Source organism: Roseateles sp. DB2 (assembly GCF_051857535.1).
Taxonomy (GTDB): Bacteria; Pseudomonadota; Gammaproteobacteria; order Burkholderiales; family Burkholderiaceae_C; genus Roseateles_B.
In genome coordinates, this window is record NZ_JBPZGY010000001.1 from 529,601 (window position 1) to 556,217 (window position 26,617).

24 protein-coding genes are annotated in these 26,617 nt (G+C 68.3%); 14 read left to right on the forward strand and 10 right to left on the reverse strand.

The window, feature by feature from the left end; genetic code table 11:
• Positions 1-24: 24 nt before the first annotated feature.
• Positions 25-579, reverse strand: a complete 555-nt coding sequence (locus ACS5PK_RS02245) for a YaeQ family protein (protein ID WP_439438644.1) — start codon at positions 577-579, stop codon at positions 25-27.
• Between the two features lie 184 nt (positions 580-763).
• Here ACS5PK_RS02245 and ACS5PK_RS02250 point away from each other — a divergent pair, with 184 nt between their 5' ends.
• A complete protein-coding gene (locus tag ACS5PK_RS02250; protein ID WP_439438645.1) occupies positions 764-1,429 on the forward strand; it encodes a hypothetical protein in 666 nt (221 codons plus the stop codon).
• A 106-nt stretch (positions 1,430-1,535) separates the two neighbouring features.
• Here ACS5PK_RS02250 and ACS5PK_RS02255 read toward each other — a convergent pair whose 3' ends face one another.
• Entirely contained in the window at positions 1,536-1,964 is a 429-nt protein-coding gene (locus ACS5PK_RS02255) for a response regulator (RefSeq protein ID WP_439438646.1), read from the reverse strand.
• A 145-nt stretch (positions 1,965-2,109) separates the two neighbouring features.
• On the opposite strand from ACS5PK_RS02255, the gene ACS5PK_RS02260 reads away from it, so the two are divergent.
• The 4 genes from ACS5PK_RS02260 (at position 2,110) to ACS5PK_RS02275 (ending at position 4,809) form a co-directional block, all read left to right on the forward strand.
• The gene (locus tag ACS5PK_RS02260) at positions 2,110-3,174 is read left to right on the forward strand and encodes a 6-phosphofructokinase (protein WP_439438647.1); all 1,065 of its coding nucleotides are present in this window, start codon (positions 2,110-2,112) and stop codon (positions 3,172-3,174) included.
• A gap of 141 nt (positions 3,175-3,315) precedes the next feature.
• Positions 3,316-3,603 carry a hypothetical protein gene (locus ACS5PK_RS02265; protein WP_439438648.1) on the forward strand — a complete coding sequence of 96 codons (288 nt, stop codon included), beginning with the start codon at positions 3,316-3,318 and terminating at the stop codon, positions 3,601-3,603.
• Positions 3,604-3,666: 63 nt separating this feature from the next.
• Complete coding sequence (locus tag ACS5PK_RS02270; protein WP_439438697.1) at positions 3,667-4,461, forward strand: SDR family oxidoreductase; 795 nt, start codon at positions 3,667-3,669, stop codon at positions 4,459-4,461.
• A gap of 33 nt (positions 4,462-4,494) precedes the next feature.
• Entirely contained in the window at positions 4,495-4,809 is a 315-nt protein-coding gene (locus ACS5PK_RS02275; RefSeq protein ID WP_439438649.1) for a hypothetical protein, read from the forward strand.
• Positions 4,810-4,843: 34 nt separating this feature from the next.
• On the opposite strand, the gene rsgA is transcribed toward ACS5PK_RS02275, so the two are convergent.
• From rsgA to ACS5PK_RS02290, 3 genes are read right to left on the reverse strand one after another with little or no spacing between them, the layout of a single operon-like run.
• Positions 4,844-5,827, reverse strand: a complete 984-nt coding sequence (gene rsgA / locus ACS5PK_RS02280) for a ribosome small subunit-dependent GTPase A (RefSeq protein ID WP_439438698.1) — start codon at positions 5,825-5,827, stop codon at positions 4,844-4,846.
• Positions 5,785-6,114: a 4a-hydroxytetrahydrobiopterin dehydratase gene (locus tag ACS5PK_RS02285; RefSeq protein WP_439438650.1), complete on the reverse strand. Its 330-nt coding sequence runs from the start codon at positions 6,112-6,114 to the stop codon at positions 5,785-5,787. Before ACS5PK_RS02285 ends, rsgA begins: the two co-directional genes overlap by 43 nt.
• Positions 6,111-7,442, reverse strand: coding sequence for a M48 family metallopeptidase (locus ACS5PK_RS02290; protein ID WP_439438651.1), 1,332 nt, complete (start codon positions 7,440-7,442; stop codon positions 6,111-6,113). Before ACS5PK_RS02290 ends, ACS5PK_RS02285 begins: the two co-directional genes overlap by 4 nt.
• 70 nt (positions 7,443-7,512) lie before the next feature.
• Between ACS5PK_RS02290 and orn the strand changes: the two genes are divergently transcribed.
• From orn to ACS5PK_RS02320, 6 genes are all read left to right on the forward strand, one after another.
• On the forward strand, positions 7,513-8,094 hold the full coding sequence (gene orn, locus ACS5PK_RS02295) for an oligoribonuclease (RefSeq protein WP_439438652.1): 582 nt from the start codon (positions 7,513-7,515) through the stop codon (positions 8,092-8,094).
• Positions 8,095-8,131: 37 nt separating this feature from the next.
• Positions 8,132-9,940 carry a chorismate-binding protein gene (locus tag ACS5PK_RS02300; protein WP_439438653.1) on the forward strand — a complete coding sequence of 603 codons (1,809 nt, stop codon included), beginning with the start codon at positions 8,132-8,134 and terminating at the stop codon, positions 9,938-9,940.
• A 41-nt stretch (positions 9,941-9,981) separates the two neighbouring features.
• Positions 9,982-12,801 carry a helicase-related protein gene (locus ACS5PK_RS02305; RefSeq protein ID WP_439438654.1) on the forward strand — a complete coding sequence of 940 codons (2,820 nt, stop codon included), beginning with the start codon at positions 9,982-9,984 and terminating at the stop codon, positions 12,799-12,801.
• Between the two features lie 503 nt (positions 12,802-13,304).
• Positions 13,305-15,068, forward strand: a complete 1,764-nt coding sequence (locus ACS5PK_RS02310; protein ID WP_439438655.1) for a DEAD/DEAH box helicase — start codon at positions 13,305-13,307, stop codon at positions 15,066-15,068.
• Between the two features lie 71 nt (positions 15,069-15,139).
• Positions 15,140-15,784 carry a DUF1294 domain-containing protein gene (locus tag ACS5PK_RS02315; protein WP_439438656.1) on the forward strand — a complete coding sequence of 215 codons (645 nt, stop codon included), beginning with the start codon at positions 15,140-15,142 and terminating at the stop codon, positions 15,782-15,784.
• A gap of 17 nt (positions 15,785-15,801) precedes the next feature.
• On the forward strand, positions 15,802-16,329 hold the full coding sequence (locus ACS5PK_RS02320) for a GNAT family N-acetyltransferase (RefSeq protein ID WP_439438657.1): 528 nt from the start codon (positions 15,802-15,804) through the stop codon (positions 16,327-16,329).
• 9 nt (positions 16,330-16,338) lie between these two features.
• Here the strand turns inward: ACS5PK_RS02320 and ACS5PK_RS02325 are convergent, their stop codons facing one another.
• Both ACS5PK_RS02325 and ACS5PK_RS02330 read right to left on the reverse strand, forming a co-directional pair.
• Positions 16,339-16,797 carry a CYTH domain-containing protein gene (locus ACS5PK_RS02325; protein ID WP_439438658.1) on the reverse strand — a complete coding sequence of 153 codons (459 nt, stop codon included), beginning with the start codon at positions 16,795-16,797 and terminating at the stop codon, positions 16,339-16,341.
• A gap of 18 nt (positions 16,798-16,815) precedes the next feature.
• On the reverse strand, positions 16,816-17,862 hold the full coding sequence (locus tag ACS5PK_RS02330) for a quinone-dependent dihydroorotate dehydrogenase (RefSeq protein ID WP_439438659.1): 1,047 nt from the start codon (positions 17,860-17,862) through the stop codon (positions 16,816-16,818).
• A 119-nt stretch (positions 17,863-17,981) separates the two neighbouring features.
• Between ACS5PK_RS02330 and ACS5PK_RS02335 the strand changes: the two genes are divergently transcribed.
• The 3 genes from ACS5PK_RS02335 (at position 17,982) to ACS5PK_RS02345 (ending at position 20,432) form a co-directional block, all read left to right on the forward strand.
• Entirely contained in the window at positions 17,982-19,112 is a 1,131-nt protein-coding gene (locus ACS5PK_RS02335; RefSeq protein ID WP_439438660.1) for a 3-deoxy-7-phosphoheptulonate synthase, read from the forward strand.
• A 62-nt stretch (positions 19,113-19,174) separates the two neighbouring features.
• A complete protein-coding gene (gene rpiA / locus ACS5PK_RS02340) occupies positions 19,175-19,837 on the forward strand; it encodes a ribose-5-phosphate isomerase RpiA (protein WP_439438661.1) in 663 nt (220 codons plus the stop codon).
• A gap of 16 nt (positions 19,838-19,853) precedes the next feature.
• Positions 19,854-20,432, forward strand: coding sequence for a hypothetical protein (locus ACS5PK_RS02345; protein WP_439438662.1), 579 nt, complete (start codon positions 19,854-19,856; stop codon positions 20,430-20,432).
• A 174-nt stretch (positions 20,433-20,606) separates the two neighbouring features.
• On the opposite strand, the gene ACS5PK_RS02350 is transcribed toward ACS5PK_RS02345, so the two are convergent.
• The 3 genes from ACS5PK_RS02350 to mnmC form a co-directional block, all read right to left on the reverse strand.
• A complete protein-coding gene (locus ACS5PK_RS02350) occupies positions 20,607-22,166 on the reverse strand; it encodes a M4 family metallopeptidase (protein WP_439438663.1) in 1,560 nt (519 codons plus the stop codon).
• A 192-nt stretch (positions 22,167-22,358) separates the two neighbouring features.
• Positions 22,359-24,527, reverse strand: a complete 2,169-nt coding sequence (locus ACS5PK_RS02355; protein ID WP_439438664.1) for a sensor histidine kinase — start codon at positions 24,525-24,527, stop codon at positions 22,359-22,361.
• Positions 24,528-24,620: 93 nt separating this feature from the next.
• Positions 24,621-26,579, reverse strand: a complete 1,959-nt coding sequence (mnmC, locus tag ACS5PK_RS02360; protein WP_439438665.1) for an FAD-dependent 5-carboxymethylaminomethyl-2-thiouridine(34) oxidoreductase MnmC — start codon at positions 26,577-26,579, stop codon at positions 24,621-24,623.
• Positions 26,580-26,617 lie beyond the last annotated feature (38 nt).

Here is a 26,617-nt window from a genome sequence, read left to right on the forward strand (position 1 = left end):
CGGGCCGGAGTCTAGCGGCCAGGCTCAGGCGTGCTTAAGGGCATGGGGGTGAATCTCCAATTGACGCGAGGGCGTGGAGATGTAGACAAGACCGTCCTGGATGCTGACCTGCAGCTGCATGCTGCGCTCGGCGAAGGCGGCCAGGGCCTGGATTTCCTCTGCAGGGATCTGCCAGACCGACAGCTTGGGCGCCCGGGTGAGCTTGCCTTCGATGCCCGCCCACCAGATGGGTGTGCTGGCGGCGTAGCAGTAGACGCTGACCCGCTCGGCGCGGCCGTGGGCTTTCATGATGCGGCGCTCGTCCGGCTGGCCCAGATCGATCCAATGCACGACTTCGCCGGTCAGGTTGAGCTGCCACAGATCGGGATCATCAACCTCTGAGAGGCCCTTGGTGAACTCCAGCCGCCCGTTCAGGTCGTCCGCCGGCACGTTCAGGGCATAGGCCAGCACGCGAAGCATCATGCGCTCGTCGGTCTCGCTGGGATGCTTGGCGATGGTCAGGTTGTGCTCGCCGTAGACATGGCGGTCCATGTCCGCGATGTTGAGCAGGGCCTTGTAGATGGTTGCCTTGAGTGCCATGGGGAATTCTCGAAAGGGGCCCCGGCGCGTGGCCGTGCCTGCGGGGTTGTCGGTGCCGCTGGGGGGGAGCGGGCGAAAGGGGCGGATTATCCCCGGCCGGGCGAGGCGGCCGCTCATGGCATCATTCCGGCTTTGCGCCAGTCGGCGCGTCCTTTGCTGTACCGCAGCATCAGCCCGTACCGCCATGAAACGAATCCTCCTCTCCGTCTGCCTGGCCGCCCTCCTGCCGGCCCTGGCTTCTGCCCAGACCGTCAATCCGAATGCCAAGGTCGACCCCAAGAACAACAAGGTCAGCCGTCCGGTGGTGGACAAGCCCAGGCAGAAACTGATGACGCGCGACGAGCTGCGCGCTTGCCTGAACCAGCAGGCCGGCAATGAAGCTGAAGCCAAGGCCGTGCTGGCCGCCGAAGCCGACTACAAGAAGGAGCGCGAGCGCCTGATGGCTGACAAGGAGCTGCTCACCAAGGAAGGCGCGGACATCGATGCCAGCGCCACCGCCATCAAGGCTGAACAGGGCGAGCTGATCAAGTTCAACGAGGACCTCAAGACCAAGCTGCCCGAGATGACCCGCGCCGACCAGAAGGCCGCCATCGAGGAATACAACGTGCGCGCCAAGGCCAATGACGCCAAGATCGAAGTGCACAACAAGCGCAAGGACGACTACGTGCTCAAGGCCAAGGCCTTCGATGCAGCCATCGAGAAGTTCAACAAGACCGGCAAGGACCTCGAGACCCGCAGCCTGGACCACCTCGATGCCGTGGACGGCTGGAAGAAGAACTGTGGCAACAAGCCCTACGACGAGGCTGACGAGATTGCCATCAAGAAGGAACAAGCCGCCGCAGGCAAGTAAACCACGACGAGCGGGGCTCCCAGACTGTTGAGCTCTGCAAAGCAAAAGGCGCCGACCCTGGCGGGTGCGGCGCCTTTCTTATTGGCCGTTTCCTTGGAGCGCGGGCCTAGCGCGGGCCGTAGAAGCGGTCCAGTCCCGCCAGGAAGACCCGGAAGTCGATGGGCTTGGTCCAATAGTCCGCAAAGCCCGCTTCGCCCGCCCGGCGCACGTCCTCGGGCATGGCATTTGCCGACAGCGCCACGCAGGGAATGCCAGCAGTGGAGGGGTCGGCGCGCAGGGCCTGCAGCAGGCCGTGCCCGTCGCCGTCTGGTAGCTGCATGTCCACCAGGATGAGGCGCGGCAGCAGCCTGCCGGCCTGCGCCAGCCCTTGCGCCACGGTTTCAGCGCCGAAAAGGGCGATACCCCCGCGCTTGTTGACCAACTCCTCGACGATCAGCATGTTGATGGGGTTGTCCTCGACATAGAGCAGGCGCGGCAGCTCGGTCGCGGCGGCTTCGGGACTGGGGCCGGAGGCTGGCATCATCGGGGCGGTCATGGTGTTATTTCCCGCATTGTGGCGCCAGCGTGGCAGTATCCTGACTCAAGGCAAGACCTGGCCCCCGGGAATCGGGGACACCGTCAAGGGCGTGCAATGATGACAGTGCAGGCCATGGCAGCATCAGCGCAGGGAGGTCTCAGCAATGCATATCGGGATTCTGACAGGTGGCGGCGACTGCCCCGGGCTCAACGCGGTGATCCGTGCGGTCACGCTGGCCCTGATCGAACGTTGCGGTGCCACGGTCACCGGCATCGAGCGCGGCTTCCTGGGCCTGCTGGACGGCCGCTGCCGCCCGCTGGATGCAGCCTCGGTGCGCAGCCTGATCGCCGAGGGCGGCACCATACTCGGCACCCACAACCGGGCCGATCCCTTCCATTACTTCGGCGCCGGTGGCACGGACTGCTCCGGCCACGCCCTGGACTTCCTGGGCCGCCAGAACATTGACGCGCTGGTGGTCATCGGCGGGGACGGCACCATGACCATTGCCGAGCGTTTCGCCCGCCTGGGCGTGCCGGTGGTGGGCGTGCCCAAGACCATAGACAACGACCTGATGCTCAATGAGCGCAGCTTCGGCTTCGATTCCGCCGTCACCGTCGTCAGCGAGGCCCTGGGCCGTCTGCAGACCACGGCGCGCAGCCATGGACGCCTGATGATCGTCGAAACCATGGGCCGCTACGCCGGCTGGATCGCGCTGGAGGGTGGCCTGGCCGGTGGCGCTGACGCCATCCTGATCCCGGAGCAGAGCTACGAGCTCGAGCGCCTGGCCGCCTTTGCCCGCCAGCGTGCCCATGAGCAGGGCTTTGCCCTGCTGTGCGTGGCCGAGGGTGCCAAGGCCCTGGGCGGCGAGTGGGTGATCCAGCGCCAGTTGGACAACAGTCCGGACCCGCTGCGCCTGGGCGGCATTGGCCAGCGGCTGATGGGCGACCTGGAGGGCCAGCTGGGCAGCGAGGTGGAAATCCGCTGCACCCTGCTGGGGCACCTCCAGCGCGGCGGATCGCCCACGGCCTTTGATCGCGTGCTGGCCACCCGCTTCGGCGTGGCAGCGGCCGGGCTGGTGATGCGCGGGCAGTTCGGCCGCATGGTGGCGCTGCAGGGCGATCGCTGCGTGGACGTCGGCCTGGGCGAGGTCGCGGGCCAGAACCGCTGCGTGCCACAGGATCACGAGCGCCTGCAGGTGGCGCGTGAGCTGGGTGTCTTCCTAGGGTAAACCCGTTCATCGGCCCTCGCCGCAGTTCATCGCGGCTGATCGGCAACCCGTCTCCTGTGGCTTGGATCGCCATGGCGGGCTGGGCACAGTGCGTGCATCGAAGACCACGAAGCACTTGCCCGCTTGCCTCAGGAGGTTCCCATGAAGCCCGTGACCATTCCTTGCTACGACCGCTACGCCCCCATCCGCCGCCTGGCCCTGGGCAGCGGCCTGCTGCTGGGCTTGACGATCGGCGCGCTGATGGCGCTTCCCAGCCAGGCGGCGCTGCCGGCCAAGGCGGTGGTGCAAGTCCTGCCCCGTGTGGAGGTGCATGGCAAGCGCGTGCAGATCGAGCAACTGCCGCCCGTGGTGGTCAGCGGCCGCCGCGCCGACGCCGCGGATGTGCAACTGGCCCGTTCCGAACCCGAAGCCGCCCCGCTGCCGCAATGAGCCCGGGCTGACTATGATGCCGCGTCGGTCAAGCAAACCGACAGCATCCAGCCCCTCATGACCATGCCTCAGCTCGATTCAAACGGCAGTGCTGCCGATTCCTCCGCATCACCGGCCAGGGTCGCCCTGGTCACAGGCGCCGGCAGTGGCATTGGTCGCGCAGCCGCCTTGGGCCTGGCGCAGGCGGGCTGGCAACTGGTGCTGGTGGGGCGGCGCGAGGAGGCCCTCTGTGAGACGCGGTCCGCGGCTCCTGATCCTGCCTTGTGTCTGGTCCGGCCCTGCAATGTGGCCGATGCCGGGGCGGTGAAGGCGCTCTTTGCCGAGATCGAGCGGCACTTCGGCCGCCTGGACCTGCTCTTCAACAACGCAGGCGTGAGCGCGCCCGCCCTGCCGGTTGACGAGCTTTCCTTCGAACAATGGCAGGCCGTGGTGGACGTCAACCTCACCGGCAGCTTTCTCTGTGCCCAGGCTGCCTTCGGCCTGATGAAGCGCCAGCAGCCGCGTGGCGGCCGTATCGTCAACAACGGATCCATCTCGGCCCACGCGCCGCGTCCGAATTCCGCGCCCTACACGGCCACCAAGCACGCGATCTCAGGCTTGACCAAGGCCCTGAGCCTGGATGGCCGGGAATTCGACATCGCCGTGGGCCAGATCGACATCGGCAATGCCGCCACCGAGATGGTCAGGCCCATGCAGCAGGGCGTGCGTCAGGCCAATGGCAGCATCGCGGTGGAGGCCACCATGGACGTGCAGCATGTCGCCGACGCCCTGGTGCACCTGGCCCAGTTGCCGCTGTCCGTCAACGTGCCCTTCATGACCCTCATGGCCAACCGCATGCCTTACATTGGGCGCGGCTGAGCCGTCTGGATCTTGTCCTTGAAAGGAAGTGGTTTGTTCACTGCTCTGATTTCCCTGGTGCTTCGCCTGGTGCTGGGCGCGGCAACGGTCGTCCTGGTGCTGGGCCTGATGGTGCTGGCGCTGGCGATCCTGCTGGTCGTTGGCCTGTGGAGCCTCGTCCGAGGGCGCAAGCCGGTGCTGGAGGTCCCAGGCTTTGCGCGTGTGTGGGCCTTCCGCGCCGGGCGGGGCTTTGCCCGGGGGCCGGCGCGCCGGGCTCCTCCTGCCGACGTGGTCGACATCGAGGCGCGCGTGGTGGGCGAGGCTCATGAATCGGCCAGCCGTCCGACTCTTCCGCCGCAGGCGCACTGAGACGCGTGAGGCCTGAGCCCCCGAGCCGCGCGGCTTACCAGCGCTTGCCGCTGAGCTCTTCGAAGATCTCGCCGTAGATCCGGTAGCGGGAGGCGCTGATCTGGCGGGCTTCCAGCGCGGTCCGCACGCCGCAGCCGGGCTCGTGCAGGTGCGTGCAGTTGTAGAAGCGGCAGCTGCCGGCATGCTTGCGCAGGTCCGGCATCAGCTGCGGCAACTGCGCGGGCTCGATTTGGCGCAGGCCGAATTCCTGGAAGCCGGGGGAGTCGATCAGTGCGGTCTCGCGACCTGCGTCCATCCAGTACCACTGCGTGGTCGTGGTGGTGTGCCGGCCGGAGTTGAGGGCCAGGGAGATGTCCCCCACCTGGGCTTGGGCATCGGGGATCAGCAGGTTGATCAGGGTGCTCTTGCCCGTGCCGCTGGGCCCAAGCACAAAGGTGCGCTTGCCCTGCAGCCAGGGGCGGAGTGCCTCGGCCGAAGCCTCAGGGGACTCGCGCAGGGCCAGTTCCATCACCGTCAGGCCCATGTCCCTGTAGGGTTGCAGGCGCTCACGCTGGGCCGCCACGCCAGGCAGGTCGGTCTTGTTGAGGGCCACGCGTGCGCTGATACCCGCACTCTCGGCAGCGATCAGCGCACGCGCCAGCTGCGACTCCGAGAACACCGGCTCCACCGCCACCAGCACGAGCAACTGGTCGAGGTTGGCGGCAAAGCTCTTGGTCTTCCATTCGTCCTGACGGAACAGCAGGTTGCGGCGCGGCTCCACGGCCTCGATCACGCCTTCGTCACTGCTGGCCTCGGCCCAGCGCACCTGGTCTCCCACCACGCAGTCACTCTTCTTGCCGCGGGGATGGCAGACGCGGCGGCGGCCTTCGCTGTCCTCCACGATGTAGTGCCGGCCGTGCCCGCGCACCACCAGCCCCAGGTCCAGCCCGGCGCCGCGCTTCTCTGCCGCAGTACCACCCTTGAAGCGGCCACCACTCACGGCTGGGTCTCGGGCAGGGCGCTGACCTGGGCCGCGCAGATGAAGTCGTTCACGCTGAGCCCCTGCACCGAATGCGTGCTGAAGCTGACCGTGGCCACGTTGTAGCTCAGCACCATGTCCGGGTGGTGGTCCTGCGCATGGGCGATCTCGGCCACTGCGTTGGCAAAGGCCATCACCTGGTAGTAGTTGTCGAAGACGAAGCGGCGGGCGATGGCCTTGTGGGTGGCATCAGGCAGCCAGCCAGGGACCTGGGCCAGCCAGTCGCCGAGCTCGGCCTCAGGCAGGGCTGTGGTTTGGGGGGCGCATTGAGCAAGCAGCAGGTTCATGCGGAGCAGGGGGTGGAGAGACGTTCGATGGCGGCCAGGCGTTCGCTGGCCGGCGGGTGGGAATAGTAGAAGCGGGCGTAGACCGGGTCGGGGGTCAGGGTGCCGGCATTGTCCTCGTGGAGCTTGAGCAGGGCATTGCTCAGATCCTGGCCGCTGGACTGGGCGCAGGCGTAGGCGTCGGCCTGGAACTCGTCGCGGCGCGAGAGTTGGGCCGCCAGCGGCGTGAAGAAGAAGCTGAACACCGGCATCACCAGCAGGAAGAGCAGCAGGGCCAGGGCGTCATTGGGCGCCGCCATGTTCGGCTGCACACCCAGGCCCAGGTAGAAGCCCACCTGGGTGCCCAGCCAGCCCAGCAGTGCGAAGCCCAGCAGGCTCAGTCCGAAGAGGCCGAGCATGCGCTTGAGTACATGGCGATGCTTGAAGTGCCCCAGTTCGTGAGCCAGCACGGCCTCGACCTCGCCGGGGTGCAGGCGCTGCAGCAGCGTGTCGAAGAAGACGACCCGCTTGGCCGCGCCCAGGCCGGTGAAGTAGGCATTGCCATGCGCCGAGCGCCGGCTGCCGTCCATCACGAAGAGGCCCTTGGCCGCGAAGCCGCAGCGTTTCATCAGGGCTTCGACACGGCCCTTGAGAAGCTCGTCCTGAAGGGGCTCGAACTTATTGAAGAGGGGGGCGATGACGGTGGGGTAGAGCACCATGATCAGCAGGTTGAAGCCCATCCAGGCGCCCCAGGCCCACAGCCACCACATGGGGCCGGCCGTGCCCATGAGCCACAGGATCAGGGCGGCAATGGGCAGGCCGATCAGCGCGCCGACCAGCAGGCCCTTGACCATGTCGGCGAAGTACAGCGCCAGGGTCGTTCGGTTGAAGCCGAAGCGCTGTTCGAGGCGGAAGGTGTGGTACAGCGACAGCGGCAGGTCCAGCAGGCCGCCGATGAGGGCGAAGGCCGTGATGAGACCGAGTTGGTAGGCCATGGGGCCAAAGCGCTGCAGGGCGTGGTCCAGGACCCATTCGTTGAGGCTGTTGAGCCCGCCCATGAGTGTCCAGCCGATCAGCAAGGCGCTGGAGACGGCCAGGCTCAGCATGCCGAAGCCCGTGTTGGCCGCGGTGTAGTCGGCAGCCTTCTGGTGGGCGGCCAGGGGCACGCTGGCGGCAAAGGCGGGTGGGACGGCGCCGCGGTGTTCGCGCACATGCCGCACCTGGCGGCTGGCCAGCCAGAGCTTGAGCAGCAGGCTCAGGCCCAGGGCGGCAGCGAGCAGGGCGCTCATCAACGGTGCCGACAGCGGTGGCAAGCAGGCCTGCAGCGGGGGGATCAGGGAGGCAGTTTGCATGGTGCCAAGTGTAGGCCTGCGACAATGGCAGCTTGCCCTTCCCGGGCGCAGCATCATTTCCCGACACATCATGAGCGACACCACCGGCACCACCGACGCCCCCCTGCTGCCCATCAGCGACCAGAACCTGATCTGGATCGACCTGGAGATGACCGGCCTCTACCCCGACCGCGACCGCATCATCGAGGTGGCCGTGGTGGTCACGGATCCGCACCTCTCCGTGCGCATCGAGGGCCCGGTCTTCGCCATCCACCAGAGCGACGAGACCCTGGACAAGATGGATGCCTGGAACAAGGGCACGCATGGCAAGAGCGGTCTGATCGACCGCGTGAAGGCCTCCACCATCACCGAGGACGAGGCCGCTGCACAAACCATCGCCTTCCTGAGGCAGTACGTGCCCGCCGGCAAGTCGCCCATGTGCGGCAACAGCATCTGCCAAGACCGCCGCTTCCTCGCCAACTACATGCCCACACTGGAAGACTTTTTCCACTACCGCAACCTGGACGTGTCCACGCTCAAGGAACTGGCCCGGCGCTGGAAGCCCGGCATCATCGAGGGCTTCAAAAAGGCCCAGGCCCACACCGCGCTGGCCGACATCCACGAGTCCATCGACGAACTCGCCTACTACCGCACGCATCTGCTGAGCGTCTGATTCCCGGCGTTTCGCTTCGCAACAAGCCCTTCCGCCCATGACGGCCACGCTGCGTCCCGAGCAGATCCAGGCGGCCTTCGACTTTCCCCGCCACCCGCTGGCGCGGGAAGACGGGGAGCGCTTGCGCGGGGTCTGGACTACCCCGCCCGCGCGCTGCTTGCGGGCCGGCTCGGCAGCGGAGCTGCCCGGCGTGATCGACGCCGCAGAGCAAGCCTCGCGCGCGGGGGCCTGGGTGCTGGGCGGGTTGCGCTACGAGGCCGCTTCGGCCCTGGAGTCCAGGCTGGCCCACCATGCCGCCGAGGGGCCGCTGGCCGAGTTCGCCGTGTACGAGCAGGCACCCGAACCCTGGCCCATCCTGCCTTGCTTCAGCGGCGCCCTGGACTGGACTGACAGCCAGCCGGCAGCCGATGAGGCACGCCAGGTCGAGCGCATCCGTGAGTGGATACGCGCCGGCGACTGCTACCAGGTCAACCTCACCACCCGCCTGCGCCCGCAGGCCGCCGCGCCCGATCTGGCGCAGCTCTTCCTGGCACTGCAGGCGGCGCAGCCAGGCGGTTTTGCGCTCTTCCTGCGCGGGGCCGGCGTGGCCAGTGTCTCGCCCGAACTCTTCTTCGACTGGCGTCCCGTGCCTGAGGCCCAGGGCGGCACGCGCAGCTGGCTGCTGTCTGCCCAGCCCATGAAGGGCACGGCGCCGCGTGGCCGTGATGTGGTCGAGGACGAGGCAGCCCAGGCCTATCTGCGCACCAGTCCCAAGGAGCGTGCCGAGAACCTGATGATCGTGGACCTGCTGCGCAACGACATCAGCCGCGTGGCCCAGGTTGGTACGGTGCGCGTCCCACGGCTCTTCGAGCTGATTGCCCTGCCGACGGTCTGGCAGATGGTGTCCAGCGTCAGCGCCGTCACGCGGGCCAGCGTGCGCCTGCTGGACGTCTTCCGTGCCTTGTTTCCCTGCGGCTCCGTGACCGGGGCCCCCAAGATCCGCGCCATGCAGATCATCCGTGAACTGGAGCCGGAGCCGCGCGGCTGGTACTGCGGTGCGCTGGGTGTGCTGCAGCCAGGCGGCGTCGCCACGTTCAACGTTCCTATCCGTACCGTCGAGCGGGGGCGCGCAGGCTGGCAGTGCGGCATCGGCAGTGGCATCACTCTGGACTCCGATCCAGCTGCCGAGCTGGCCGAGTGGCGGGCCAAGACCCGCTTCCTGCTGCGCGCTGAGGCGCCCGTCGAGGCGCTGGAGACGCTGCGCCTGGAGTCTGGCGAGTTGTGCCATCTGGAGCTGCACCTGGCGCGGCTGCAGCGCACGGCACACCACTTTGGCCTGCGGTACCGAGCGACCGATGTGCGCCAGGCCCTGGCCGAGCAGGCTGCGCGGCACCCCGAGGGGCGCTGGCGTGTGCGGCTGACGCTGCCTCGCGACGGGCAGCCGCACTGCTCCGTGCATCCCTTGGGCGATACTCCACTGCCCGTGCCGCTGGAACTGGCCCGACGCCCCATGCCGACCCAGGGGGCGCTGGCAGAGTATCTGCAGCACAAGACCACGCGACGCGCCCATTACGAGGCCTTCGCACAAGACAAGACAGCGGCAGCCTTCGATGTGCTGCTGTGGAACGAAGACGAGGAACTGACGGAGTGCAGCTTTGGCAATATCGCGCTCCAGATCGAGGGCCGCTGGCTGACGCCGCGACTGGCCGCTGGGCTGCTGCCCGGCGTGCTGCGCGAGGCCATGCTGGCCCGAGGGCAGCTGCAGGAAGCACGGCTGCTCAAGTCAGACCTGGCGCGTGCCCAGGGCCTGGCCTTTTTCAACAGCCTGCGGGGTTGGTGCCCCGCCGTGCTGATTCCCGAACCCTGAATCCATAGGGGCGGCTCTCAAGGCCTGTCCCTTCCAATCCCATGGCAACTAGCAAGACCCCGCGGCGCAAGGCCGCCACCGAAATCGAGGCAGCACCTGCCAAGCAGGCGTCAGTGAAGAAAAGGCCGGCGACCGAGTCCGCCAAGGCTGAGAAGGCCGCCAAGCCTGCCAAGGCAGAGAAAGCTGTGAAGGCAGAGAAGGCAGACAAGGCCGCCAAGCCCGCCGCCAAACCCAAACGCCCGGCTGCCAAGCCCGCAGCGCCGGCCGAGGCCGTCGCGGTCAAGAAAGCCGCCACCAAGTCCGTGGCGGCCAAGACGAGCGCAGCCAAGGCGAGCGCCGCAAAGACGACCGTAAAGACGAGCGCCGCAAAGAAGAGCGCTGAGAAGGCGAACGCCGGCAAGGCAAGCCTGGCAAAAGCTAGCCTGGCAAAAGCGGCAGCGGTCGCTGCGCCGGCCGTTGCCAGGAAGTCTGGCAAGAAGGCTGAGCTTGTGAGCGGCAGCGAGCCGGTCGAACCGGCAGCCAAGAGCGGCCGCAAGAAAGCGCCGGCCGCGGCCGCGCCTGTCGAAGCCAAGGCCACCCGCCCGGCGCGCAGCCGCAAGATCACCGAGAGCCAGGCGCCCGCTGTGCCCGAGGCCGAGGCTGAGGTATCCAAGCCGGCCCGCAAGACCCGCAAGAGCAGCCCGCCGGCCGTTGCAGCGCCGGTGGCGGCTCTCGTCGCCGAAGTGGCGGCTGCGCTGGAGGAGCCTGCTGCGCCCGTCGCCCGCAAGCGCGCGGGCGGGCGTGGCAAGGGGGCGGTCACCGAGACAGCCACGGAGGTGGTCACTGAGGCAGCCGCGGCGCTGGCCCCATCACCATCCGCTCTCGAGGAAGCTCCCGCCAAGCCTGCCCGCAAGACTCGCCCGCCGAAGAAGGCAAAGCCCCTGGCGGCCGATGCTGTCGAGCAGGATGCTGCGGAGCAGGCCAAGGACGAGCCCGGCCCAGGCGAACCGCCTGCGATCGATGGACCTGATTGGCGCTGGCACAAGGCGCAGGCCGGCCTGTTCGGCAGCTATGCCGTCCATGACGCTGATGGCGAGCCACTGGCCACGCTGGAGCTGCAAGGCGGCATTGGCCATTACCGCTGCAACTGCGCGGAATTCCAGGATAGCGAGGAGGGCTCCTGTGCGCATGGCCAGTGGCTGCTGGAGCAACTGGCCGCTGCCCGTGAAGGTCAGGCCGACAGGCTGGCGGCCGGGCCGGACACCGCCTGGAGCGAGCTGGGCCTCAGTGCAGGCTGGCAGCGCCGCCTGGTCTGGCGCCTGGGGCAGGGCGCCAGCTCGGCCTTGCGCTCGCTGGCCGAGGATTGCGCTGACGAACAGGGGCGATTCATTGCGCCGCTGGAGGGTCAGGTCTTGCCTATGCTGCTGCAGGCCGCGGCGGCCGAAGGCCATGAGCTGCGCGTGGGCGCCGAGGTCTGGCAGCAGCTGGCGCTGTCTGCCGATGCCGGCGATCGTGTCGAACGCCTGGCACAGGCCTTCGAGCAGGGCCTGGCCTCGCCGGCCCTGCAGGCCCAGGTGAAGGCAGTGCTGCCCGACATGCAATGGGAGGCGGCGCTCTTTGCAGTCTGCGCTGGCCGGGCCTTGCTGGCCGACGAATCCCCTTTGCCGCAACGCCCCTCTGCGGTGGCGGCAGCGCAGCTGTGGCAGTCCCACTTCGGCGTGGGCGCGGTGGCCATCGTGGCGCCGTCCACCCTGCATGAGGCCTGGCGCGAGGACGTCATCCGCTTGCTGGGCGCCTGGCCGACCGGCTGGGTGCTGCAGGCACCGACCGATCTGTCGCCGGCCGCTGGCTGCGAGCTGTTGATCGTCGATGCTGTCGATGCCTTGGGTGATGTGCTGCCGGCTCTGCGCCAACTGGGTGCAGCTCATCTGATCCTGCTGTCCCATCGCGAACTGCTTGGCACGGAGCTGCTGAGCGCCCTGGTCGCCTGGATTGACGAGGCGCGTCGCGGCCCCTATGCCGCTCTGCGGCGGCTGGGCCGCGAAGCCGGCAAGCGCCAGCAGCGCGAAGTGCTGGAAACGGTGATGCTGGCGCGCCGCCGCCGCGATCTCGCGCCGGGCCTGCCGGTCCAGCTGCTGACGCACTGGGTGCGCGTGCCGGCAGGGGACAGCGCCGGCCTGGCGCTGGACACCACGGACGTGCAGTGCGTCCAGCGCCTGCATCAGCGCTGGTCCCGCCTGGGCAGTCTCTCGGCGGGTGAGCAGCTGCAGCTGCAGCAAGCCCTGTTGCGCTTGCGCCTGGGCGACGCAGCGCAGGCCGAGAAGATGGGCGAAGCTCGCGCCGCAGCCCTGGTGCGCCTGTTGCCGGAGCTGGTGCCGGGGCGTGCGGAGCGCGTGGTGGTGTTCGCCCAGCAGGACGCTGCACTGCGCCCGCTGGCGCTGGCACTGCAGGAGCTGGGCCTGCCTCTTGCCAATCTGCGCCAGCACCAGAGCGCCGAAGTACGCGCCATGGAACTCCAGGCATGGTCCGAAGGCGAAGCCAGCGTGCTGCTTGCCACCGATGCCGCCTGCACAGGCCTGGACCTGCGTCAGCCTGGCAGCGTCCTCGTCCATGCGGATCTGTGCTGGAACCCGGCACTGATGAAGCAGCGGCTGGCGCGTCTGGCCGCCGAAGGCAGCGAAGGTGCCGGCCCGTCCGACTGGGCCTTGGTGCTCGAGGCAGGCTTCGATCCCGTCCAGTTGGCGGCTCACGGCCAGGAGGCGTCCCTGCCGTCTGGCCTCCAGGACGGCGAGGCGGGGGCCATCCCCTTCCTGGCTGGCTCAGACCTTGCCGCCTTCATGGAGGCTGTGGGTCGCGCCCTGGGCGCTCTGAAGGCCGCCTGACCGGGCGGGCGAGCTGGCGTGGGCGTCAGGGACACCGCGCCTCGCCGGATTCGCAGCGCTGGACGGCAGGAAGTCACGCCAGGCGCCACCTCGTCTGCCCAATGGCCGTCGGGGCGCTTGGCGTTTCCGTGAAAACCCTGGTATGATTGCGGTCTCACTGCAGCAGGGTTGTCTGAGCCCGGGCAGTGATCCGTACGTCTCCTCTGACCTTGTCCGGCAGCCCCTCTTCATCATCTTGATGCATCAGTGGTGCCCGACGCCCTCGGGTTCGGTCGGCGGCGATGCCGTCGCTTTGACTGTGACCCCGACGCCGCACCGGCTCCAGAGCTCAAGCCTCTTTTTTCTGCTTGGCAGACCCTGATGGTCTTGCACGCCCGGTGTACGACGTGAATCGTCTTCCAGCGACTCGACCCTGACCGCGGCTTTCCATTGCCTGCTGCGGTCGCATGCCTTGCGCCTGCCGCTTTCGGCCGTCGCCGGGCATGGCTTTGCAGAAAGAAATCATGAGTTTTGAAAATCTGGGCCTGAATGAAGTCCTGCTGCGTGCCGTGAAGGACTCCGGCTACGAGAACGCCACCGAGGTGCAGACCCTGGCCATCCCCCCCGCCATTGAAGGCGCCGACCTGATGGTCTCCTCGCGCACGGGTTCGGGCAAGACCGCCTCCTTCATCCTGCCCGCGCTGGAGAAGATCATTGCCGCCCGCGGCGACAACACCAAGCGCCGTGAAAAGGGCAAGATCTACGGCCCCAAGGTCCTGGTCCTGGCCCCCACCCGCGAGCTGGCCATGCAGGTCTCCAAGGCCGCGCAGACCTACGGCCGCCATGTGCAAGGCCTGAAGGTCGCCACCGTGCTGGGCGGCATGCCCTATCCCCTGCAGATCCGCCAGCTGACGGGCCCGCTGGACATCCTGATCGCCACCCCCGGCCGCCTGCTGGACCACCTGGCCTCGGGCAAGTGCGTGCTGGAGAACGTCGAGATGCTGGTGCTGGACGAAGCCGACCGCATGCTGGACATGGGCTTCATCGACGACATCAACACCGTCGCTGCCGCCACCCCGGCCACCCGCCAGACGGTGATGTACAGCGCCACCTTCGCCGGCCACGTCGGCCGCCTTGCGCAGGAGTTGCTGCGTGACCCGCAGCGCATCGACGTCGCCTCGCACACCGACACCCACGAGAACATCGAGCAGCGCCTGCACTGGGCGGACAACCCCATCCACAAGGACAAGCTTCTGGAGTCCATCCTGGCCCAGCCCGAGCTGGACCAGGCCGTGGTCTTCACCAGCACGCAGCGCGACGCCGACTGGCTGGCCGAGCGCCTGGCCGAGATCGGCCATGCCGTGGCCCCGCTGCACGGTGCCATGCCCCAGGGCAAACGCAACCGCACGCTGATGGCCCTGCGCCGTCGTGAAGTGCGCGTGCTGGTGGCCACCGACGTCGCGGCCCGCGGCATCGACGTGCCCAGCATCACCCACGTGATCAACTACGGTCTGCCCATGAAGGCCGAGGACTATGTGCACCGCATCGGCCGCACCGGTCGTGCCGGCCGCCAAGGCCTGGCCGTGACCCTGGCCCTGCGTGACGATGTGTCCATGATCCGCCGCATCCAGCACTTCACCACGCAGCAGATCCCGGTGACCCACATCGAAGGCCTGGAGCCCAAGACCCAAGAGCCGCGCATCTTCCCGCCGCGTCCTGCCGGTGAGCGCGGTTTTGATCGCGGTGACCGTCCGGGCTGGGCGCAGAAAGGTGACAAGCGTTTCGGCAGCAAGCCCTTCCAGCGCGAAGGTCGCGAAGGCTTCCAGCCCCGCGGCGGATTCCCCCAGCGCGACGGCTTCCCTCCCCGTGATGGTGGCAAGGGTTTCGGTCGCGACCAGGGCGCCCAGGGGCGTGACTTCGGCCAGCGCGACTTTGCGCCGCGCGACGGCTTCGCACCGCGCCGCGAGGAAGGCTTCCGCCCGGATGCTCGCCGCTTCGACGACCGCAAGCCCCTCGGCCAGGACCGTGGCTTCGGCGGCCAGGAGCGCGGCTTCGATCGCGGTGGCGATCGCCCCGGCTTCGGTGGCGACAAGCGCGGCTTTGCCCCGCGTGAGGACCGCGGTGGCTCTTTCGGTGAGAAGCGTGGTTTCAGCGGCAAGCCGGCCTTCGGCGACAAGCCTTTCCATGGCAACCGCGAAGGTGGCCGTGACTTCGGCGACCGTCGTCCCGGCGGCCCCGGCAAGCGTCCGGCGCCGCAAGGCCAGCGTCGCGGCGGCTTCGGTCGCTGAGTGAGCTGAGGCCGGCGCGTCCCTGACGCGGCCGGCCTTTTCTTTGGGTCTAGGTCTTCGTCTCTGGACAGATGGGAACGCGGCAGCAGGGCACGCTCACACAGTGGGACGATGCCAAGGGTTATGGCTTCATCACGCCTGATGCGGGCGGTGGCAGGCTCTTCGTCCATGCGCGCGCCTTCGGGCTGCGTGCCTGGCGGCCCTATCTGGGCGAGCGCCTCAGCTACGAGCCGGGACGCGATGCGCAAGGCAAGGCCCGCGCCCAGCGCGTCAAGGCCCTGGAGCCCAGGCGCCCGCAACCGGCGGCCCGCAGAGCTCCCGCTGCACGCCGCGCACCTGATGCGGCCCGCGGCGGCGCGGTTCTGGTGCTGATCCCCGCCTTCGCCGCCCTCGTGTTGGCCGTGCACCTGGCCTGGTCCCTGCCTCACGCCGTGTGGGGGGGCTACATGGCCCTGAGTCTGGCCACCTTCATCGTCTATGCCGGCGACAAGCGCGCCGCCCGCAAGGGCCAGTGGCGCGTGGCCGAGTCCACTCTGCACGGCCTGGCCCTGTGCGGCGGCTGGCCCGGCGCCCTGCTGGCCCAGCAACTGCTGGCCCACAAGCGCAACAAGCCCGTGTTCATGCGGGTGTTCTGGGGCACCGTCGCCCTCAACATCCTTGCCTTCATCGCGCTGTTCACGCCGGCGCTCATGCCCTGGGGACGTCTGCTGTCCTGATCCTCCCGGCCTCTTCCATGTCTTCCGAATTCGATTTGCGGCCGCTGCAGCTGGCCGATCTGGACGCGGTCCTGCGTCTGCAGTCCGACTGCTATGGCGCGGTGTACGTCGAACCCGCCGAGGCCTTTGCCTCCAAGCTGCGTGAGACCCTGTCTCTGCAGACCTGCTGGGGCGTCTTCGATGGCGCGGGCACGCTGCTGGCCTATGCCATCAGCCTGCCCGTCTGCGCCGACACCATGCCGAGTCTGCACGCCAGCGACTATCACTGCCCGGCGGCGCCCACGCTGCTCTACCTGCATGACGTGGCTGTAGGCTCGCGGGGCCGGGGAAGGGGGCTTGCGCAAAGTCTGCTGGCGCAGATCGAGCAGCGGGCGCTGCGGCTGGGGCTGGCGCGCGTGGGCCTGATCGCGGTGCAGGACTCCGCGCCCTTCTGGCAGCGCCTGGGCTTCGCGCCCCTGCCATCCCTGCCGGCCTGGCTGGGGCGCAAGCTGCAGAGCTTTGGCGAGGCCGCCCGGTACCTGGAGCGGGTCAGCGCGAGCGGCTGAGCGCAGGCCTCACCAGCTCGAAAAGGGCTGCGCCGACAGGGCCGAGTTGAAGTAGCGCGCATCCTGCGTCACTTCCTCGCCCAGCCAGTCGGGGCGTTCGAAGGGGTGGTCTTCCCGCGGCAGTTCGATCTCGGCGACCACCAGCGGCGCGTTGGCGCCCAGAAACTCGTCGATCTCCCAGACCAGGTCGCCCATGGGCAGACGGTGGCGGCGCTTCTCGACGGCAGGGCCGTCCGCCAGGGCCAGCAATGCCTGGGCGTCGGCCAGCGGGATGGCGTACTCGAACTCGCTGCGCGTGGCGCCCACGCTGCGGCCCTTGATGGTCAGGAAGCCTTGCTCACCGTCGATGCGCACCCGCACCGTGCGGGCCGGGTCGCGGTTGAGATAGGCCTGGCACAGGTAGCGGCCCTCACCCTGGCGCCAGGCTTCGCCCGTCACCAGGAACTTGCGTTCGATCTCGATACCCATGCTTCTTCAGCCCCTGCTTCAGCCCTTGAATCCCTGCAGCGCACGCGCGCACGCCGGCACCAGGGCCGAGCCCTTGTAGATGAGCCCGGTGTAGACCTGCACCAGATCCGCGCCCGCCTGCAGCTTGGCGCGCGCATGCTCACCACTCATCACGCCACCCACGCCGATGATGGGATAGCCCTTGCCCAGGGCCTCGCGCAGCAGACGGATCACGCGGTTGCTGGGCTCGAAGACCGGCTGGCCGGAAAGGCCGCCCGCTTCTTCGGCGTGCGGCAGGCCCTGCACCGCCTCCCGGCCAACGGTGGTGTTGGTGGCGATCACGCCGTCGATGCCGTTGTTCTTCAGCGTGCGGGCGATCACGCCCACCTGCGCCTCGTCCAGGTCTGGTGCGATCTTCACGAACATGGGCACCACACGGTCATGCTGGGCCTGAAGCTGCAACTTGCGTTCCTGCAGGCGGGAGAGCAGGGCGTCCAGGGCCTCGTCGCTCTGCAGGGCGCGAAGGTTCTTGGTGTTGGGGCTGGAGATGTTGACGGTGATGTAGTCGGCGTGCGGGTAGACGCCGGCCAGCCCGATCAGATAATCGTCCACCGCGTTCTCGATGGGCGTGACGGCGTTCTTGCCGATGTTCAGGCCCAGCAGACCGCCGGCCTTCCTGAAGCTGTGGGCCTGCTTCACGTTGGCGATGAAGCTGTCCAGGCCTTCATTGTTGAAGCCCAGGCGATTGATCAGCGCGTTCGCATCGGGGAGGCGGAACATGCGCGGCTTGTCATTGCCGGGCTGGCCCTTGGGCGTGACGGTGCCCACCTCGATGAAGCCGAAGCCCATGGCGCCCAGGCCGTCGATGCAGCGGCCGTTCTTGTCCAGACCGGCAGCCAGGCCCACGCGATTGGGAAAGCGCAGGCCTGCCAACTGCACCGGATCGCTCACCCGGCTCTGTGACCACAGACACTGCAGCGGCGTGTTCTGGAAGCGGGCGATCGCGCCCAGCGTCAGCTCGTGGGCGTGCTCGGGATCCATGCCGAAGAGGAAGGGGCGGGTCAGGGCGTAGGGAATCAGGGACATGGCGGCAAGGCGGCGCCACGGCATCGGCGGCCAGTGGCTGTGGGGCTTGTGGGGATGGGGGCGATTGTCGCATCCGGCCTCGCTGATAATCAGGGCAATCCCGCCTCTGCCCTGCGCCCATGAAATCCCTCGACCATCCCCAGAATGACCGCGAGATCGGCTCGCGCGACAGCACCCGTGACACCACCCGCACCGATGACACCCGCATCGGCGCCGTGCGCCCGCTCATCTCGCCGGCCCTGTTGCTGGATCAACTGCCCATCACCGACGAAGCCCTGAACCTGGTCGAGCGTGCCCGCCAGGAGATCAGCGACGTTCTGCATGGCCGCGACGACCGCCTGCTGGTGGTGGTAGGCCCGTGCTCCATCCACGATCACGACCAGGCCATGGATTACGCCCGCCTGCTCAAGAAGGCCCGTGACGAGATGCAGGGCGAGCTGCTCGTGGTGATGCGCGTCTACTTCGAGAAGCCGCGCACCACCGTTGGCTGGAAGGGCTACATCAACGACCCGCACCTGGACGGCAGCTTCCACATGAACGAGGGCCTGCGCCTGGCGCGCCAGCTGCTGCTGGACGTGACGGCCCTGGGCCTGCCAGCTGGCACCGAGTTCCTGGACCTGCTCTCGCCGCAGTACATCTCCGACCTCATCGCCTGGGGTGCCATCGGCGCCCGCACCACTGAGAGCCAGAGCCACCGCCAACTGGCCTCCGGCCTGTCCTGCCCCGTGGGCTTCAAGAACGCCACGGACGGCGGCATCAAGGTGGCGGCCGATGCCGTGCTGGCTGCCCAGGCCAGCCACGCCTTCATGGGCATGACCAAGATGGGCGCAGCCGCCATCTTCGAGACCCGCGGCAATGACGACTGCCACCTGATCCTGCGCGGCGGCAAGGCCCCCAACTACGACGCCGCCTCGGTGCAGGCCGCCTGCGAGGCGCTCAAGGCCGCGGGCCTGCGCGAGCAGGTGATGATCGACTTCTCCCATGCCAACTCCAGCAAGAAGTACGAGCGCCAGATCGACGTCGGCCGCGATGTCGCCGGCCAGATCGTCGGCGGCGATGCACGCATCACCGGCGTCATGATCGAGTCCCACCTGCAGGCCGGCCGCCAGGACCTGCTGGATGGACAGACCCGCGCCGACCTCAAGCCCGGCGTCTCCATCACCGATGCCTGCCTGGGCTGGGTGCAGACCGAGCCCCTGCTGCGTGAGCTGGCCGCCGCTGTGAAGGCCCGCCGTGCCCGCCAGGCCTGAATTCGATCCAGGCAAGACCTGACCCCGTCTCCGACCTTCTACGGAATTCCAGAAAGATTGCAATGACTCAAGACGAACTCAAGGCCCTGGTCGGCCAGGCTGCGCTGGCCTATGTGGAGGAGGGCTCCATCGTGGGCGTGGGCACGGGCTCGACCGTGGACAAGTTCATCGACGCCCTGGCCGCCAGCGGCAGGAAGATCGCTGGCGCCGTCTCCAGTTCCGTGCGCTCCACCGAGCGCATGAAGGCGCTGGGCATCCCTGTGCTGGAGGCCAGCGAGGTGCAGGGCCTGAAGGTCTACATCGACGGTGCCGACGAGATCGATCACCAAGGCCATATGGTCAAGGGCGGCGGTGCCGCGCTGACCCGCGAGAAGATCGTCGCGGACCTGGCCGAGACCTTTGTCTGCATTGCCGACGAGTCCAAGCTCGTGCAGACACTGGGCAAGTTCCCGCTGCCGGTGGAGGTGATTCCCATGGCTGCAGCCCAGATCGCTCGCCGCTTCGCCGCGATGGGCGCCGATGCTCAGCTGCGAGCCGGCGTCGTGACCGACAACGGCTGCCAGATCCTTGACGTGCGCGGCCTCAGCATCATCGATCCTGCCGCCTTCGAGACCGACGTGAACCAGTGGCCTGGCGTGGTCACCGTGGGGGTCTTTGCCCGCAACAAGGCGGGCGTGTGCCTGCTGGGCACGGCCAGCGGTGTGAAGACGCTCACCTTCGCCTGAACCAGGCATGGAGGCGATGCGAGACGTCGTCGCCTATCTCCTGGGGCGCCGAGCCTTTGAGGAACGGCACCACCGCCGCTACCAGTTTGCGGCCAGTCTCATCCTGCGACTGCTGGCAAGTGCCGCCGCGCTGGCCTTTGTCCTGGCGGGTCAAGGCGAATGGCGCTTGATCCGGGCGGTGCTTCTGGGCTGGGTGCCTGCCTGGCTGTTCACGCCGGAGCTGATGGCGCTGGCGCACACGCTGCTGGCCGGCATCCGCCAGCAGGCGCTGGCCGATGTGCAGGGGCAGCATTACGTCTTTCGCGGCAAGCCCATGCGTGTGGCGGAATGGGTGCCTGGCGAACGCTGGATCGCGGTGTCAGACCTGGAACGTGTGCTGGACCGTCCAGTCCGAATGGGGCCGCTGCGCCAGGCCCATGGCGAAGACTGCCAGGAGCGCGGTGGCCGCTGGTGGCTCAGTGCACCTGCCTGCCTGGACTACCTGGACGGCCTGCAGGACGCGCAGGCGCTCAAGCTGCGCCACTGGGTCCATGGCACCGTCTGGCTGCCGTCGGGGCAGGCACGGCGCCAGGGGCGGGAGCGCTGGCGCCGCTGAACTTGTCCGCCTGGCTGGATGTCTGGACGTGGCGGTGGATCGGTCGGCAAGGACAGCGCAGGGCGTGAGAACCTTCCAACGACGAAAGGGGGCGACCGTCGGTCGCCCCCTTCGTTCTTCTGCTGGATGGTCCTGCGGGCCGGGTGGCATCGCAGGCGTCCTCCTCGGTCAGTCTCAGTTGACGTTCACGGCCGTCCAGGCAGCGGCCACGGCATTGGCCTGGGTGCTGCCAGCGCCGTACAGCTCGTTGGCTGCAGCGATGGTGGCGGCACGGGCGCCGGCGTAGTTGGTGCTGGAGGTCATCTTGGTGGTCAGCGCGCGGTACCAGATCTTGGCGGCGGCGTCGCGGCCGATGCCGGTCAGGCTGCCGGTGCCGGTGGCGACGCGGGTGTCACCGGCCTTGCAGGTGGGGCTGGTGCCCAGGCTGCTGTTGGTGCCTTCGGCCAGCATGAAGTAGAAGTGGTTGGCCACGCCCGAGCTGTAGTGCACGTCCAGGCTGCCCACGCCGCTGTACCAGCAGTCTGCGGAGGCGCCGTCGGCGCTGGGCTTCATCATGTTGCGCAGGAAGGCCGACTTCACCATGACCTTCTCACCGATCAGGTAGTCGCCGGCATCGCTGCCATTGGCGGCATAGAACTCGACCATGGTGCCGAAGATGTCCGAGGTGGCCTCATTCAGGCCGCCGGATTCACCGGAGTAGGTCAGGTTGGCGGTGCGGCTGGTGACGCCGTGCGTCATCTCGTGGCCGGCCACGTCCAGGGAGACCAGGGACTTCAGGCTGGTGCCGTCGCCGTCGCCGTAGGTCATGCAGAAGCAGGAGTCGGACCAGAAGGCGTTGGCGTAGTTACGGCCGTAGTGCACGCGGTTGAAGGCGCCCTTGCCGTCATTGGCGATGCCGCTGCGGCCATGCACGTTCTTGTAGTAGTCCCAGGTCACGGCCGTGCCGTACTGGGCGTCGACGGCAGCCGAGGCCAGGTCGGCGGTGGTGCTGCTGCCCCAGACGTTGTCGGTGTCGGTGAAGATCGTGCCGTTGCCAGCCGTCTTCTTGTTCATGTTGGTGGTGTAGGTGCTGCCGCGGGCGGGGTCGCGCAGCTCGTAGCCGCCGGTGATGGAGTTGGTGGTCAGGGCGACGGTGCCGCTGTAGAGGCTCTTGCCGGTGCCGTTGGCAGCCGCGGTGTGGATGTCATTCCACATGTCCAGGTGGGCGCCGGTCTGGGCGTCGATGATGGCGTGCTTCTCGAAGGGCGTGCCATCAGATTCTTCGCCGCCGACCAGCACATCCCAGGCCAGGCGAGGCTGGTCGCCACGGGCGTAGATCACCAGCTCGGGCTTGGCGCCCATGTCGGCGCCACCGTGCTTGGCGACGGCCAGCTGCTTGGCCTGCCCGAGGGAGATGGAGGGCTTGATGTCGACCTTGGGATTGCGCTTGAGTGTCATGTGCAGGGCCTGCATGGCGCCATTGCGGTCCGAGCGCACCACCAGGTCGCCACCGATCACGCGAAGGCCGCTCACGGTGCGGTCCAAGCGCACGTGCTCGGTGCCGTCGGCATCGGTGATCACGTCGCGCACGCTGTACTCATGGCCTTCGCCATGCAGGCTGCGGCTGGCGAACTGCTTGACGTGGCCCAGCGCACGGCCCTGCGGATCCGCCTGGGCGGACAGGGATGCCAGGGTGAGGCCGGCCAGAGTGGCCACGGCGATGCTGATGCTGTTCAGGGACCTTGACTTCTTCATGGGGAACTCCGTCTTGCGCTGGATCCGCAGATCCTTGTGGTTTTGAATGGCTGGCCGAGTCACTGTCTCGGGGCACGGCGCAAATTTGCTTCAAAACGTTTGTTTGTGCGCTCCTCAAAATCCCTCTCGGTGTTGCTCCCCACTTGCGCACCCATGCCGAATGTCATAGGTGTGACTTTCCTGTGAAAGAAGTTAGCTTTCTTCAAAAGTCATGGGTAGACGGATGAAGACCCTCGTGCCCTGGCCGGGCTGGCTGTCCAGGACCAACTCACCCGCCATGTGCTCCACCACGAGTTTGTGGACGCTGGTCAGGCCCAGACCCACGCCCGTGCGGCCCAGCTGCGTGGTGTAGAAAGGCTCCAGCACACGGGGCAGGTGCTCGACGGCAATGCCGACGCCGTCGTCGCGCCAGCAGATCTGCACCGTCCGGTCGGACGCCGCCAGCGCGTGGCGCGTGGGATCCTCGTCGCCGAACGGCGCTGGCGGCGCCTGGACCGTTGTTTCCTCGTGACCTTCGACCGACAGGTCGATCCAGATCGTGCCCCGCCGCCCGTCCTTGAAGCCGTGGATGAGGCTGTTCTCAAGCAGTTGTTGCAGCACATGCTGGATGTCCTGCGGATAGCCGCGGTACCGGCAACTGCCCGGCAGCTTCAGCTGCAGGTCCACGCCAGCCTCGGCCAGGGCCTTGCGCCAGCTGGATGCGCTGAGCCGGATCAACGCGCAAAGGTCCATCTCGCTGCGTTCTTGCACCTCGTCGCTGCGGCCCAGGGTCTTGAAGCGCTGGACCAGTTGCGCCACCCGTGCCAGGCCGCGATCGATGAGGTCGCTGCCGCCGTCCAGTTGCAGGAGCAGGTCGTCCAGTTCGCTGCGGCGCAGGGTCTGTTCACTCAGCCGTGCACGCAGCTGCTGGGCCCGCTCACCGATCAGCGACGCGCCCATGCGGGCGTTGTCCAGGGGGGTGTTCATCTCATGCGCCATGCCGGCCACCATGCGGGACAGGGCCAACTGCTTCTCATGCTGCATCAGGGTGCGCATGGCCTGCTCCAGCTGCGCGCTGCGGTGGCGGACCTGTTCCTCCAGTTCGTCATGCGCCTTCTGCAGCGCGACTTCGGTGGCCTGGCGGATGGCGATCTCAGCCTGTAGCCGGGCCAGGGTGTCGGAGAGCTCGGCATTGCGCTGCGCCAGCGAGTTCTCCAGGTCCGATCCGCGCTGGGCCAGGGCCTCCCGCTCATGGATCAGATGCGGGCGTTCCAGCACGGCGTCCACCGTGTCGCTCAGGGTGTGAGCCAGCTTGCGATAGGAGCCTTGCTGCAGCTCGTTCAGGCGCTCGCTGGCCCACAGCGCGTCGTCCATGCGGCCGGTTTTCCTGCCCAGGCGCTTGACGGCGTAAAGGCAGGCGTCGCGCACCGCGACGCGGTTCAGCCCGTGGCCCATGTATTCGCGCGCGGTGTCCATCAGGGCCTGCCAGCCGGCTTCGTCCTGCAGGGCCTGGACCAGCACGGCGCAGTAGCGGTGCCATTCCTTCCAACCCGGGCGATTGGGATCCACTTCGGGGCGGCGTTCAACCTCCTCCATCAACGTCCGGCTGAGCTCGGCATGCCCGCGCGTGGCCTCTACGATGGCCAGGTTGGTGAGGCTCACCGAGGCCAGGGCGTCGAGTCCATGGGCCTCGGCCAGGGCCAGGGCCTCGCGGTGCAGGCGTATGGATTCTTCCAGGTGGCGCTCAAAACTCTCGTCGTCGCTGGCTCGTATGGCCAGGCTGAAGGCGGCGCCGGCCGCTCCTGATCCGCCCAGGATGCGATGCTTGAACGCTGGCGGCAGGGGCATGCCCTCGTCCAGCAGCTGGCGGCAGGACTTGCCCAGCTCCTCGTACATCTCCGCGTGGAACAGCACGCTGTTGCGCTGCACCGTCATCAGCTGGGCCATCTCCTCCTCTCCCCCCTGCAGGTAGAGGCTGGCCGCCATGCCTGCGCTGTGCAGCGAGGCGGGGAACATCTGCAGCAGGCTTTCCAGCGTGTGCATCACCCGCCAGGCCGCGGCTTCGGCCAGAGGAGCCTTGAGGGTTCGCGCGAGTTGCTGCAGCTCGCGGGCGCGTCGCAGGCGCTGAAGGGCGGAGGAGGCTTCGCGGCCGATGCCCTGCAGCAATCCGTAGGTCTCCAGTTCCAGGGCCTGTGCCGGGCTGGGGCGATAGGTGCCGGCATGATGCAGTTCGGCGCGCAGCCGCTCGGCCGGCCACTCGATCTGGCTCCGGCGCAGGTTCCTCAGCAACTGGGCGAGCTCGGCCGCGCCGCGCTCGGTGGGCCAGCCGGCGGATGCGTCATCTTGTGGATCGGACCTTGCGCCGCTTGTCGGTGAAGGCACGTGCTGATACTCCTGGCAGTGCGGGCTGTGGCGGTACGCGGGTATCAGCTTAGCGTCTCTCCCTGTCCCGTCCAGCCCCGCGGCCGAGGGTGATCAGCCTTGTCGGGATTGGCGCTGCGCAAAGCGCAAGGGGTCCAAGGCGTCGACCAGGCTGGCCTCCAGAGGGGCGGGGGCACCGGTGAGCCGGCTCGCCAGCAGCTCGCCGCAAAGCAGCGCCCAACTGAGTCCGCGCGAGGCCATGGCCGTGCACAGGGCGAGGCCCGGCACGCGGGGGATCATGCGCACCTGGTCGATACGGCCGCCCAGGGGCGCCGCGGCGAGCCCGCCCACCAGGGGCAGGCGGTCCGGCGCGATCAGCCGCCAACCCACGCGGCCTTGCGCCTGGGCCGGCCGGGGCACGGGCTGCGGGCTCAGCTGTGCGAGCTGGTTCAGGTTGTCCTGGTGATCGCTGTCCCGGATTTCGGGGTCCCGGTCGCCATCCTGATGTGTGGCGCCGAACACGAGGCCGCCGTCCGGCAGTCCCAGAGCGTAGCCCGCTCCGGCCAGCGGCAGCCGGGGGGCGTGCAGGCCGCCCTGGGCGAGTTGCTCGGCACTGAGGCAGCTGATCTGGCCGCGCTGGATGTTCAGCGGGGGGATCAGGCCACCGGGTACTCCGGCTTGCAGGGTGTCGAGCAAGGCCAGGCTGTCCGCACCGGCCGCCAGCACCAGGGCTTCGGCCTCGGCCAGCACCTGGCCTTTGGCGTCCAGGCACTGCCAGCGTTCGTCGGCACGATGCAGCCGGCTCACCCGGCAGCCGGTCCGGAGGTGGACGGGGCGTGCCGCGGCCGCAATCAGGGCCTGCACCATGCCCGGTGGGGGCAGGGCGCCACCGCCAGGGTAGTACCAGGCTGCTGTCACCGCGGGCGACAGGGGCCAGCCGGCCATCTCGCAGGCCTGCTCGCGTGACAGGGCCTGGACATAGTCCGTCGGCAGGCCCAGGCGCTCGATCTGGGCCTGCAGGGTGGCGAGGTCTCTCTGCATTTCCATGCGCAGCAGTCCTGGCTGCAGCCAGGGCAGGTGGCCGCTGGCCAGCAAGGCGCGGGCGTTTCGCCCAGTGTGCAGTGCGGCGGCGCGGTTGAAGCGGGCATGCAGGCCGTCGTCAGGGTTGAGCGTGCCATGGAACAGGCCTCCAGGATTGCCTGAGCCGGCCTGCGCCGAGGCCTCGCGCGAGTCCAGCAGGCTCACGTCCAGACCCTGGGCGGCAAGGGCGTGGGCGCAGGCGGCCCCGGCGATGCCGGCGCCCAGCACGATGGCCGACCGTGCCCCGCTGGACAGCGGCACGCGCCCTGCCGGCTTCTGCGGGGCATGGCGCGGGCAGTAGCGCGCCACGCTCATCTCACCCTTGCTGGCAAAGCCCTGGACCTTGCGGACCTCGAAGCCGGCGCTGGCCAGGCCGTCCCGCACCGGGCGGGCCACGCTCCAGGTGGCGGCCGTGGCTTCGGGGGCGGCCAGGCGGCCCAGGCTGCGCAGCAGGTAGGGGTCCCAGATGTCGGGATTGAGTGCGGGGGAAAAGCCGTCCAGGTAGAAGGCATCGACCTCGGCGATGAGTTCGGCCAGCCAGTCGCGTGCCTCGCCCAGGCACAGCATGAGGCGTACACGGCTCTGCTCGAAGTCCAGCACGTGCAGGTTGTGCGTCAGCGCTGGCCACTGCGCAAGCAGCTGCGCGGCCAGCGCGGGCTCGGGCGAGCGTGCATGGGCGCGCCGCAGGTCCGCGTGGCGCAGGGGGTGCTTCTCCACGCTGAGGAACACCAGTCGCTCGGCACGCTGCGGATCCGCGCGCCAGGCTGCCCAGGTGGCCAGGAAGTTGTTGCCCAGGCCAAAACCCGTTTCCAGGATCACGAAACGGGCACGGCCGCGCCAGCGCTGCGGCAGTTCATTGCCCCCGAGAAAGACATGCCGCGCCTGTGCAAAGGCGCCGGCTCGGGCATGGTAGACGTCACCAAACCCCGGGGCGCTGGGCGCCTCGGCATCGGAGAAGTCGACCTCGGCAGGACGAATGGGCTGGGTCTTCATGGGCGGCGCAGTATGCCGCAGCAGCGCTGGTGCCGGCC